Genomic DNA, 11,516 nt, shown 5'->3' with positions numbered 1-11,516 from the left:
ATATGAAGTATTCCGCGGCTCTTGAGACCATGGCGGCTGCCCATTTTTACGAATCTATCGAAAGCTGTGGCCATGCCTTAGCGCATGCGCATACCAAAGCGGGGAATGCCGATACGCTCATGGGCTATCTGGGCAATGGTAGTGAAATCATCCCTGTCATGCAAGCGTATGCCGAGCAAATTGCCGCTCGCAATGCCCAAGATTATGCGCAATTTATGAACCAAATAGCCGATGGGCATATTGCTGTGGCAGGCGATGAGGTATTATAGTAGCTATACAACCGTCTTAAAAAAATTTTGAGTTTTAAAAAGTTTAAATTGATAAAAAATATCGCGTTTTATATCATCACAAATTTCGTTATTGTCCCTAGGTGAAAGGAGAAAACCAAATGCCAAACAGTCACTTACCGCGTCCCGAAACTGCCGAGCAAGCGCTCGAGATGCTCAAACAAGGCAACGCACGATTCGTAGAGAATGTGCAAAACCCCCAATCAACCTTGCTAGCCTCTAATGCGCTCACCCATGTGCATGAACCGTTTGCGATTATTTTGGGTTGTTCTGATGCGCGCGTGCCTGCTGAGATTGTCTTTGATCAAGGTTTGGGTGATTTATTCGTCATTCGTGTAGCAGGCAACGTAGTCGCGCCGTCTCAGATTGGCTCGGTTGAGTTTGCAGCAGAGAAATTCGGTACCAAGTTAGTCGTGGTGTTGGGTCATTCACATTGCGGCGCGGTGACGGCTTGTGTGGAGACACTGATCAATCCTGACCAGCAGTTTTCCCCCAATTTACGTTCGATTGTTGACCGTATTCGTCCCAGTGTTTACAACTTGCATGAAATCTATACCGCCAATGGACAAGACATTGACGCGCAAGAGTTGATTAATCGAGGCATTAAAGCCAACGTGCGTATGTCAGTCACCCAGCTCAGACACGGCTCTCGCATTCTTGAAGATGCGGTTAATAATGGTAGCTTAATTATTGTTGGGGCAGTGTATGATTTGGACACCGGTAAAGTGACCTTTATTGAGTAGCGACATAGTGAATAGCGAATAGCGAATAGTAAATAGCGAATTGAGCAACTTACCTAAGCGTAATGTTATGAGCCATGATGTTATGAACCATGATGTTATGAACCATGATGTTATTAGCAATGAGGGCTATATTTTTACTCAAAAGTTAAGTAAAATTAAACAGTATTGAATTTTTGGCAAACTGTCGCTATTAATGAGGTTTAGTCAACATCTTTTTCTTTTAACATTTTTTCTTTTAGAGGCATATTACAATAAGGATCACTATGTCAAACTTGTCCGCTACCAATGGGTTTATCTTTAATCACACCATGCTTAGGGTGAAAGACCCGCAAGTGTCTTTGGCTTTTTATCAAGACGTGTTAGGCATGACGCTACTACAAACCAAACGCTATCCACAAGCGGAATTTGATTTGTATTTTTTGGCAAAGCTCACCGATGAACAGGTTGCAAATTTGCCGACCGATACTGCCGCTTTGGCCGCATTTACCTTTAGTCAGCCAGGGGTGCTAGAATTGACCCATAATTATGGCACTGAGTCTGATGCAGAGTTTCATTATCACAGTGGCAACAGCGAACCACAAGGATTCGGGCATATTTGTTTTGCCGTGCCAAATCTGCAAGAAGCGGTTGCTTGGTTTGAGCAACATCAAGTCACCTTCAAAAAACGCCCTGAAGAAGGTGCGATGAAAGATATTGCCTTCATCTTGGATCCAGATGGCTACTGGATAGAAATCGTACAACCAAACTTAATGGGTTAATCGCCCATTAAAAAAAGGGCAATTGTGATTGCCCTTTTTTTATTGTGTTTTTTTAAGATTGTGTCTTATTAAGCCTTGAGGTTTAGCCAGTCTCTGGGTTTTAGATAAAAATCCGTAAGTTCAAATTCAGGCGTTCCTGGGATAGGCTCATAACGATATTCCCAACCGGTGAGCGGCGGCAGACTGACCAAAATCGACTCAATGCGCCCGTTTGATTGTAAGCCAAACAAAGTACCGCGGTCATACACCAGATTGTATTCGACATAGCGACCGCGACGGTACAACTGAAAATTACGCTGCGGCTCGGTATAGCGCGTGTGTTTGCGTTTCTCAAAAATTGGGATAATACCTTTAAGATAGCCATCGCCTACCGCCTGCATAAACGCAAAGCACTTATCAAAATCCCACCCCATGCTAAGCGTATTCAAATCATCATAAAACAAGCCGCCGATGCCGCGTTGTTCGTTACGATGCTTTAAATAAAAATACTCATCGCACCATGTCTTAAACTTGGGATAAACGTCACTCCCAAACGGCGCGCACAAATCATGACACACTTGGTGCCAATGCACACAGTCTTCCATCACGGGGTAAAACGGTGTCAAATCAAAGCCCCCACCAAACCACCAAATCGGCTCGTAGCCTTCTTTTTCCGCGATAAACATGCGCACGTTAGCATGACTGGTTGGCACGTTGGGATTGGTCGGATGAATCACCAGCGAGACACCGAGTGCTTGCGCTTGCCGACCGGCAAGTTCAGGGTGGCGAGCGGTGGCAGTGGCTGGCAGATGGTTGATAACAATGTGGCTAAACATCACCCCGCCTTTTTCAATCACTTTGCCGCCTTGAAGTACATTGGAGCGACCACCGCCCAAATTTTGATGGGTGCCTTGCTCAGTGGGTCTTTCCCAAACATCAGCGACAAATTTGGCATTGCTGGCACCTTCAGCATATAGATTAAACCCGCCAGTGGCTTCTTGGTGTTCTAGCGCTTGGCAAATACGGTCTTGTAAATCAAGTAAATAAGCGCGAACGGCTTGAACATTGGGTGAGGAGAGCAGCATAGACATAGCAATAGTTCTTTTAAAAATTTTTAGCGATTATTGTATCACACAATCGCGTGGGTAAAATTTAGCGTATTGACCGATGATACGCATAAATATTTACATAAAACCCTTAAAAAAATCCTCACAGCCGCTATCCAAACGGTCAGAAAACTCATAAAATGCCATGACGTCTTGATAAAATTAAGTTGAGATTTTATAAACTGATTAACCTAGTGATACTGATTTACCTAGTGATATAGTTATTGGGATCATATAGTTATCGGACTATCAAGTTATCAGATGGATGATTACATTAACCGTTTTTGGAGAAAACTATGAATAAATTATTAATCGCATTAGTGACGGTCATCAGCCTTGTGGGTTGTGGCAAAAAAGAAGAAGCCAAAACTGAAACCACCACCACGACGACAACGACCACCACAACAGCTTCTGTACCTGCCAATACAGCAACTGCAACGGCGAATACAGCGACTGCTACTGCGTCACCGGCAAAATAATATTAACCAATAGCCTAATTGATAAAACCGCTAATCCACTTAGCGGTTTTTTTATGCTTTTTTTATGCCATGGCAGATTAATCAGCTTAAGGGTTTAGTAAGTTTAGCCTGATTTGTGTGTACCAATTCAGCATAGATCAAGTCAGCATAGATTTAATGAATAATCGCTAAAATTTTGCTAAAATAAGCGCCTTTTTTTGATACCTACACTTTAGCAACATGCGGTTAAAACAGCTCAAACTGGCAGGCTTTAAATCCTTTGCCAATCCTACAACGTTTCATTTTCCCAAAACCATTACCGCGATTGTCGGACCCAACGGCTGCGGCAAATCCAACGTGATTGATGCCATCCGCTGGGTGCTGGGCGAATCCTCCGCCAAGCAGCTTCGTGGCGGCGCGATGAGTGATGTCATTTTTGCCGGCACGCAAGACAAGTCCGCCAAAAGCTTGGCAAGCGTAGAATTGGTGTTTGAACATACCCGCGGCGAAGATGGTAAAAGCGGCATCCACCACGCGCTTAATCTGTATCAAGAATTATCGGTACGTCGGCAAATCAATAAAGAAGGCAAATCCGATTACTTTATCAATGGCACCAAAGTACGCCGCCGCGATGTGGTCGATATTTTTTTGGGCACAGGTCTTGGCGCGCGCTCGTATGCGGTGATTGAGCAAGGTATGATAGGGCGCATCATTGATGCCAATGCGTTGCAGCTACGAGAGTTTATCGAAGAGGCGTCGGGCGTGTCGCGCTACCAAAGCCGGCGTGATGACACCCAAAAACAGCTCGATACCGCTAGCGATAATTTAGCGCGGCTGCATGATATGGTCAGCGAACTGACCAGCCAACAAAAACGCCTAGAAAAACAAGCCAAAACGGCACAACAAGCGCAGCAATGGCAACAAGCGCAGCAAGCGATCAGTGAGCAGCTACTCATTGATGACTATGGGCAGGCATGGCAAAAACAGCAAACACTCGCGTCAGATTTTCAAGCGATCAGTGAGTGCGTTGACGCCCAGCAAATATTCATTGAAGAATTAATCGAGCAGCAGCAACTTGCCCAGCAGGCTCTGACTGAACAACATCACACTTTACAAACCCAGCAAAATCTTGCTAAGGATTATTGGCAGCAGCAGCATGAAACGCAAAGTCTACTGAAGCAAGCTGAACAAGCCCTTGCCAATGACCAACAACGCCTAGATGTCCTCAATGTTGAGCTGGGGCGTTTTGCTGAGTATCAACAAGCGTTGCAAGCACAAAAACAGCAAGCACAACTGCGTATTGAAGGCTTACCTGCAAAGCTTGAACAGCTCACCGCACAGTTGCGCCAATTGCGTGAGAAGCAAGATGATTGCAAACAGCAGCGTGAGCAAATTGTGAAAAATTTAGTGGCGTTAAATAAGCAAAAGCAAGACGTAGAAAAAAATCTTGCCGTCAGTGAAAATGCCCTCAAACACCATGCCAGCCAACAACAGCGCCAACAACAACGCCAAAGCGAACATGACAAAGCCGTATTGGCATGGCAGACTGCTAACGCCACATTTGATCAGCAATTTGCAGCGTTTGATGACAACGAACTAGATGGTCAAATGACGAAACTCAGTGATGAGATTGAACGTCTTGAAGCCAATATCATCGCCCGTCAAGAGTCTATCGCTGACCAAGCCGATGAAGTTGACAGCTTAAGCCGTCAGCATCGCCAAGCTGAGCAGCAGTACCAAGCGTGGCAAACCGAGCACGCGACACTCCAAAATTTGCTAGCACAACAAGAAACTGCCCTTGCCCAAGTTATCCACCATTCAGCCAATCAAGAAAATATTAGCAGTTTGCCAAAACTTATCAGTCAACTGCAATTGACTGAGACAGGTAAGGGGTATGCCAATGTTTTTGATACTCTAGTTACGGTATTTGCCAAATGGTCTATCGCTGCTGACCAAGATTTTGCCCAAATCATCCACGACCATGCGGTGTTTATTGATAATAAATCAACTTTAGATCACACCTCGAAAAATCACACAGCGAACAGTCATCTAATAGAAGGTTGTTTGCCACTGTCTGCTTTGATTGCGGCGCCCAATCTGGCTATTTTTCAGCAGGTTTGGATCAGTGCGACGCCACTTGACTGGGCAGATGTGCAGCGTAAAGCGCTGCTCGATAACTTACCAACGGGCGATTGGTTACTGGTGCAGACCTCAGCGCGCCAGCTGATACTCTGTAATCAGCAGCTGCTGATTAACCTAAGCCATTTGTTGCAAGCTGAAGGTCAGCAGGTTATCAGTTTTAGCCAGCAGTTGATGAATGAAGCCCGTATTGAAGAGCTCGATGAACACTTAGCGCAGCAACAACCGCAACTGCAGCGTCTAGCCGATCGCTTGCAACAAGCGAAGGTTAGTCTGCAAGAATGGCAAGCGCAAGACCGAACCGCGCGTAATCAACTGCTAAGCCTAACCCAGCAACAACAGCAATGCCAGCAACAAAAACTACAACAGCAGTATCACTATCAATCCGCACTCGATAAACTTACGCAAGATAAAAAACGCCTCGATATCGACAGCAAACGGCTACAGGAAGAGGGGCTAGGTTTTGCGGACAAATTGCAGCAAGAGCAACAGCGGGTTTATGAGCTAAGCAACACGCTTTCGCATTTACAACCGCAATTACAGCAACAAATCAGCGAACGCCAGTCACTCGATGAACGCTTAAACCAGTTTACCAGTCAACAGCGCGAGCTAGAACAACAACAAAATCGCATCACCCAAACACTGGCAACCGGACAATTGCAAATCACCGCAAGTGAGCAGCAACTTGCCAAAGCTTGCCAAGACCAAGCAAGACTCACCAGTGAGCAGCAGCTGCTGAGTCATAAAATTAGCGAGCAGCAGGCACGCTTGCCACAGCTACAACAGCAACTCACGATGGACTCGACGCAACTGCAAACCGTCAATGACAGCGTTACGCAATTGACAATCACCTTGCAAACCATGGAAACCGAGGTGCATCAACTGCAGCTTAGTGTGCAAGAGTCTCAGCAGCAGTTAAGCCAACTACAACAGCAATATCACACCACCGACACGGCATTGGCACTATCAAAACAAAACGTGGCATTGATTGGTGAGCAATTGACTAGTCGCAAAATTGCCGTGCCAAAAACTGACAACATTGAGTTACTCGGTAGCAGCAAACGCGAGCAACTACAGCGACAACTCGAGCAGTTAGCATCACAGGTGCTTAATCTTGGGGCAGTCAATCACGCCGCGGTAGCCGAGCTCAGTGAAGTGAACAGCCGCTTGGCGCCCCTTGCTGAGCAAATCTCGGATTTGACCGCAAGCATTGAAAAATTGCAACTTGCTATCCAGCAGATTGACAGTCAGACCAAACAGCTTTTTATGGATATGTTGACCCAAGTCAATATCGAGCTTAACAAGCTATTTACCCAAGTATTTGGCGGCGGGCAAGCGCAGCTAGTGTTATCAGACCATACCAATGACAAAGATAACAGCGGCAAAGGCTGGCAGTCAGGGTTAGAGCTTATGGCACAGCCGAAAGGCAAAAAGAACAGCCGGCTAGCGCTGTTATCGGGCGGTGAGAAGACCTTAACTGCGTTAAGTTTAATCTTTGCTATTTTTAAACAGCAGCCCGCGCCATTTTGTGTGCTCGATGAAGTCGATGCGCCGCTCGATGACGCCAATGTCGCACGCTTTACCCGCTTAATTGAGCAGCTTGCCAAAGACGTACAGTTTGTTTTTATCAGTCATAACAAACTTGCCATGCAAATTGCCGATGAGCTCAAAGGTGTGACCATGCCAACGGCGGGCGTGTCCAAGCTGGTCAGTGTGGATATGGCTGAGGTGGAAGCTTATTTGGCATAAGCGATTTTCACCTGTCAAATACGCAAAAAGTCAAGCCTTGTCACGGTTTTTTCTAGCTGATTTTATGAAGTCATGATAGTATAACGGCAAAAATACCGATGTAAAAATTTTTACACTACAAACAGGGTCGTTATCGTCTTTCTCAAAGGTCGTTGTTTATGTCTATCACTCAGCTTATTCTTATCATTCTTGCGGTTGTTGCTATCGTTTGGGGTATTTACACGCTACTAAAATCCATTCGTCAAAAAAACCAAGATGTATTAGCGACTGACGCGATTGAACATGATAAAGATGGTCTACCTATTATTCCACGCCATCAGCGCCCTGAGCCCGAAGAAAGCCAGCTGTTTAAAGCGGAAATTACACCCGACAATCCTAAAGGCGAAGTAAAGCTAAGCGCTGACGATACCGAGTTGCACCTAGATAACTATCCAGCTAATGGCGGTTTTGCCAATGCCACTAAATCTGCCAATGACAAATTATTGGCAGAAACCAATACATTTGTGGAAAACGAAAACGACGCTTTTAGCATGCTTGCCAATGCCACAGAGACTATCAGTCCTGTTGTGCATACTTTCGATGAAAATCAGCTAAAAAATGACAGCTTTACCGATAACAGCCCAATTTTGGATACCCATATCCAAGCGCAAATTGACGAAGAACAAAACAGCCCACTCAACAACGCGATTCAAAATATCAACATCAGTATTTTTCCTAATCAGCAGTTTGTCGACATTAAAGGCGATTATCTGCTAGAGCTGATTGACAAATATGGCTTGAAGTTTGGTGCGATGAATATGTTCCATCGCTACGAAAACAAAGACGGAACAGGCTTATTGTGGTTTAGTCTGATGATGATTGACAATGAGGGTATTTCACCGTTCGATCTCAATCGACTACCGACGCAAACCATGAAAGGCTTGGTATTATTTTTATCGCTACCACACCCACGACCTGTTCAAGGCTTTGATAGCATGATGAGTATCGCAGGATTGCTTGCCAATGACTTAAATGCCACGGTATATGACGACACAGGCGAGCCGATTAACAAAGAAAACACCCAAGCCATGCGCGAGCTTGCCATTAATTTTGGTCGATAGATTTTACTAAAATGAAACAAGGTACTCCTCGTGAGTGCCTTTTTTTATGGTTAAAAGTTTTATTGTTTTGACTGACCTGATGACTTAAAAAATTGACCAAGTAAACCATCACTTTGTTGTAAAATATCTGTTATCTTTTTTAAATCATAATCATTATGAACACAGCCGCTATTACTGCGCAAATGCGCAAACTCATTGCACAGCTAAAACAACATAACCACGCTTACTACGTCTTAGATAATCCGCTGTTAGAAGATAGCGAATACGACCAACTTCGCCAAGAACTGGTGGCACTAGAAACCACGCATCCTGAATTGGTACAAAGCGACAGCCCTACCAACCAAGTAGGCGACAAGCCGTTGCCATTTTTTACCCAAGTCACCCACCAAATACCCATGCTGTCACTGGGTAATTTATTTACTTTTGATGATTTACAGAACTTTATGCGACGGGTCAATGACCGTTTGGCGGACCATCAGCAAAACCCCGAATATGAAGTCGAGCTCAAACTTGACGGGCTTGCGGTTTCACTGTTGTACCAAAACGGGCAATTTATCCAAGCAGTCACGCGCGGTGATGGTCAAACAGGCGAAGATATTACCCAAAACGTGCGTACTATTCGAAATCTACCCCTGCAGCTGGCGATTGATATACCGCGCCTAGAAGTGCGCGGCGAAGTACTCATGCCCAAAGCAGGGTTTGCAAGGCTCAACCGTGATGCCCAAGCAAAAGGGGAGAAAACCTTTGCCAATCCGCGTAATGCTGCCGCAGGGAGTTTGCGCCAACTTGACCCCAATATCGCCAAAAGTCGTCCGCTGGCGTTTTATGCCTATTCCGTCAATCAAGGCTTACCCGCTGAGATTACCACCCAATCCGATGCGCTATTTTGGCTAAAAGCGTTGGGCTTTAGCATCAGCGATATCAAAATCGTGCAAACAGCCGCGCAGCTACAAGCGTATTATCAATCGGTGATTGAAAAACGCAGTCGCTTACCCTTTGAAATTGATGGCACGGTGATCAAGGTTAATAGTTTAGCCTTGCAAGAGCAATTAGGCTTTTTAAGCCGTGAGCCGCGCTGGGCAACTGCTTATAAATTTCCTGCCGAAACCGTGATGACGCGTCTAAATGCGATTGAATGGCAAGTAGGGCGCACAGGTCAGTTGACGCCCGTGGGTAAGCTTGAACCTGTCAATGTCGGTGGCGTCACTGTCAGCAATGTGACCCTGCATAATATCGGTGAAATTCAGCGTTTAGATATCCGAGCAGGCGACATGGTCAGCGTACACCGTGCCGGTGATGTCATTCCCAAAGTTACGCGCGTCTGGCAAGATGAGCGCCCCGCCAATGCCCAAGTGGTGAGCTTGCCGACGCATTGCCCGGTGTGTGGTTCACCGGTTATCATGCCAGAAGGCGAAGCGCTGGCACGATGCACTGGTGGGCTATTTTGTCCAGCCCAGCAACAAGAAGCACTGATTCACTTTGTCAGTCGTAAAGCGATGGATATCGATGGGCTCGGTGAGCGCTGGTTGATTAACTTTTTTGAGCAGGGTATTGTTAAAAATGTCGCAGATATTTATGCGCTTAACAATCACCGCGACGCGCTCATAAACCTTGAAAAATTGGGGGAAAAATCTGTCGAAAATATGCTAGCTGCCATTGAAAAAAGTAAAGATACGACCTTACCACGGTTTATCTTTGCCTTAGGTATTGGCGGGGTAGGCGAGAGCACGGCGATGAATTTAGCCATGCAATTTGGCGACTTGCAGCCGCTCATGGCAGCGAGTATCGAAGCCTTACAAAAAACCCCCGATGTCGGTGAAAAAACCGCAGACTCGATTTTTGAGTTTTTTCGTGCCGAGCACAATATCGAAGTCATCAATCGATTATTACAAGCCGGTATTCACTGGCAGCCTGTCAGCCAAGTGCCTGAAGGCAATCAGCCGCTTAAAGGTCAAAGTTGGGTCATTACAGGCACCCTTGAAGGCATGGGACGCGATGAAGCCAAAGCCAAGCTGCAAGCATTAGGGGCAAAAGTCTCAGGCAGCGTTTCTGCCAAGACCACCGCACTGCTCGCAGGCGAAAAAGCGGGTAGTAAACTTGCCAATGCCGAAAAACTGGGGGTAAAAGTGATGACTGAAGCGCAATTCATCGATTTATTGAATACGTATCATGCCTAATATATGCTCGGTATTGTGGAAAAAGTTAACGCAACCTTCAGTAAGCTATTTGTTGCCCAAACTATAGCAAGGTTACTTACAAAACACGTATAAATCAGTCTTTATTCATAACAATAGGGTGAAAAATTTACGCTAATATAACTTCCGTAAGTTGCTAAAAGCACCTGATATTTTAGCAAATGGAAACCCTACTGGAGAAAAGTATGAAATCACTTAAAACACTTGCGGTACTTGCAACACTTGTTGGCTCAACAGCATTAACAGCCTGTGCAACCACTGATGCTTATGGTAACCGCGTTACTACACAAGGCTCTTCTCGCGCGGCGATGCAAGGCGCGGTAGCGGGTGCAGCGTTAGGTGCACTGGCAAAATCAGATGGCGACCGTAGCGACATCGGTAAAGCTGCAGCAATCGGTGCAGCCGCAGGTGGTGCAACAGGCTATGTATTAAGTACATCACCTAACTACCCGTACCAAAAATAAGCTACACTAAAAGTTATAGCTTATCTCGACAGCATCCGACATCGATGCTGTCAAAAGCCAAACCATTAAAGGTTTGGCTTTTTTCTTTACTAAACGTTAAGCAAGCTATTTGATACAATTAAAGATGCGTTGAAGTAGAGCCGTCAATTTTTATTTGTCTAACCTAAACTGCTAGCCTAAATCATAGCGCTAAAAATCAAGGGTATAAAAAAAGCCCTTATCAATTCGATAAGGGCTTTGGATATGGTGGATCGTCCGCGACTCGAACGCGGGACCAATGGATTAAAAGTCCACTGCTCTACCAACTGAGCTAACGATCCTGAGAAACGTTAAGAAAACTTTTTTAGCTTCGCAAGAGCAAATCTATGATTTGCTAAAGCATTAAAAATTTGCAAAGCAATTTTGATTTCACAAGTCAAATTCATAAAACGACATTGTCAAACTTTCAAAATATGGTGGATCGTCCGCGACTCGAACGCGGGACCAATGGATTAAAAGTCCACTGCTCTACCAACTGAGCTAACGATCCAAAACTGCT

9 protein-coding genes and 2 tRNA genes are annotated in these 11,516 nt (G+C 45.3%); 8 read left to right on the top strand and 3 right to left on the bottom strand.

Annotation, left to right across the window (positions count from 1 at the left end; all coding sequences use genetic code 11):
- The 3 genes from RT143_RS08895 to gloA form a co-directional block, all read left to right on the top strand.
- A partial coding sequence (locus RT143_RS08895) for a DUF2252 family protein (protein ID WP_313092530.1) occupies positions 1–269 on the top strand: 269 nt, incomplete at its 5' end.
- A 119-nt stretch (positions 270–388) separates the two neighbouring features.
- Complete coding sequence (locus RT143_RS08890) at positions 389–1,030, top strand: carbonic anhydrase (RefSeq protein ID WP_050325687.1); 642 nt, start codon at positions 389–391, stop codon at positions 1,028–1,030.
- Positions 1,031–1,293: 263 nt separating this feature from the next.
- Positions 1,294–1,788 carry a lactoylglutathione lyase gene (gene gloA / locus RT143_RS08885; RefSeq protein ID WP_007115888.1) on the top strand — a complete coding sequence of 165 codons (495 nt, stop codon included), beginning with the start codon at positions 1,294–1,296 and terminating at the stop codon, positions 1,786–1,788.
- 68 nt (positions 1,789–1,856) lie between these two features.
- Here the strand turns inward: gloA and hemF are convergent, their stop codons facing one another.
- Positions 1,857–2,852, bottom strand: coding sequence for an oxygen-dependent coproporphyrinogen oxidase (gene hemF, locus RT143_RS08880; protein WP_313092537.1), 996 nt, complete (start codon positions 2,850–2,852; stop codon positions 1,857–1,859).
- Positions 2,853–3,169: 317 nt separating this feature from the next.
- Between hemF and RT143_RS08875 the strand changes: the two genes are divergently transcribed.
- The 5 genes from RT143_RS08875 (at position 3,170) to RT143_RS08855 (ending at position 10,978) form a co-directional block, all read left to right on the top strand.
- Positions 3,170–3,352 carry a hypothetical protein gene (locus tag RT143_RS08875; RefSeq protein WP_201666021.1) on the top strand — a complete coding sequence of 61 codons (183 nt, stop codon included), beginning with the start codon at positions 3,170–3,172 and terminating at the stop codon, positions 3,350–3,352.
- 219 nt (positions 3,353–3,571) lie between these two features.
- On the top strand, positions 3,572–7,219 hold the full coding sequence (smc, locus tag RT143_RS08870) for a chromosome segregation protein SMC (RefSeq protein ID WP_313092524.1): 3,648 nt from the start codon (positions 3,572–3,574) through the stop codon (positions 7,217–7,219).
- Between the two features lie 158 nt (positions 7,220–7,377).
- Entirely contained in the window at positions 7,378–8,319 is a 942-nt protein-coding gene (locus RT143_RS08865; protein ID WP_313092522.1) for a cell division protein ZipA C-terminal FtsZ-binding domain-containing protein, read from the top strand.
- A 155-nt stretch (positions 8,320–8,474) separates the two neighbouring features.
- Positions 8,475–10,496, top strand: coding sequence for an NAD-dependent DNA ligase LigA (ligA, locus tag RT143_RS08860; RefSeq protein WP_313092520.1), 2,022 nt, complete (start codon positions 8,475–8,477; stop codon positions 10,494–10,496).
- A gap of 203 nt (positions 10,497–10,699) precedes the next feature.
- Positions 10,700–10,978: a glycine zipper domain-containing protein gene (locus RT143_RS08855; protein ID WP_128679898.1), complete on the top strand. Its 279-nt coding sequence runs from the start codon at positions 10,700–10,702 to the stop codon at positions 10,976–10,978.
- Positions 10,979–11,222: 244 nt separating this feature from the next.
- Here RT143_RS08855 and RT143_RS08850 read toward each other — a convergent pair.
- Both RT143_RS08850 and RT143_RS08845 read right to left on the bottom strand, forming a co-directional pair.
- Positions 11,223–11,298, bottom strand: a tRNA-Lys gene (locus RT143_RS08850).
- A gap of 133 nt (positions 11,299–11,431) precedes the next feature.
- Positions 11,432–11,507, bottom strand: a tRNA-Lys gene (locus RT143_RS08845).
- Positions 11,508–11,516: the final 9 nt, after the last annotated feature.

The organism is Moraxella sp. CTOTU48268, assembly GCF_032069585.1.
Taxonomy (GTDB): Bacteria; Pseudomonadota; Gammaproteobacteria; order Pseudomonadales; family Moraxellaceae; genus Faucicola; species Faucicola cinerea.
Note: the sequence above shows the minus strand (reverse complement) of the source record. Positions and strands in the feature narration are given on the sequence as shown.

What these genes read in the sequence shown, in the direction of transcription:
- RT143_RS08890 (WP_050325687.1), top strand. Translation starts at nt 389, where the DNA reads ATGCCAAACAGTCACTTACCGCGTCCCGAAACTGCCGAGCAAGCGCTC.
- gloA (WP_007115888.1), top strand. Translation starts at nt 1,294, where the DNA reads ATGTCAAACTTGTCCGCTACCAATGGGTTTATCTTTAATCACACCATG.
- hemF (WP_313092537.1), bottom strand. Translation starts at nt 2,852, where the DNA reads ATGCTGCTCTCCTCACCCAATGTTCAAGCCGTTCGCGCTTATTTACTT.
- RT143_RS08875 (WP_201666021.1), top strand. Translation starts at nt 3,170, where the DNA reads ATGAATAAATTATTAATCGCATTAGTGACGGTCATCAGCCTTGTGGGT.
- smc (WP_313092524.1), top strand. Translation starts at nt 3,572, where the DNA reads ATGCGGTTAAAACAGCTCAAACTGGCAGGCTTTAAATCCTTTGCCAAT.
- RT143_RS08865 (WP_313092522.1), top strand. Translation starts at nt 7,378, where the DNA reads ATGTCTATCACTCAGCTTATTCTTATCATTCTTGCGGTTGTTGCTATC.
- ligA (WP_313092520.1), top strand. Translation starts at nt 8,475, where the DNA reads ATGAACACAGCCGCTATTACTGCGCAAATGCGCAAACTCATTGCACAG.
- RT143_RS08855 (WP_128679898.1), top strand. Translation starts at nt 10,700, where the DNA reads ATGAAATCACTTAAAACACTTGCGGTACTTGCAACACTTGTTGGCTCA.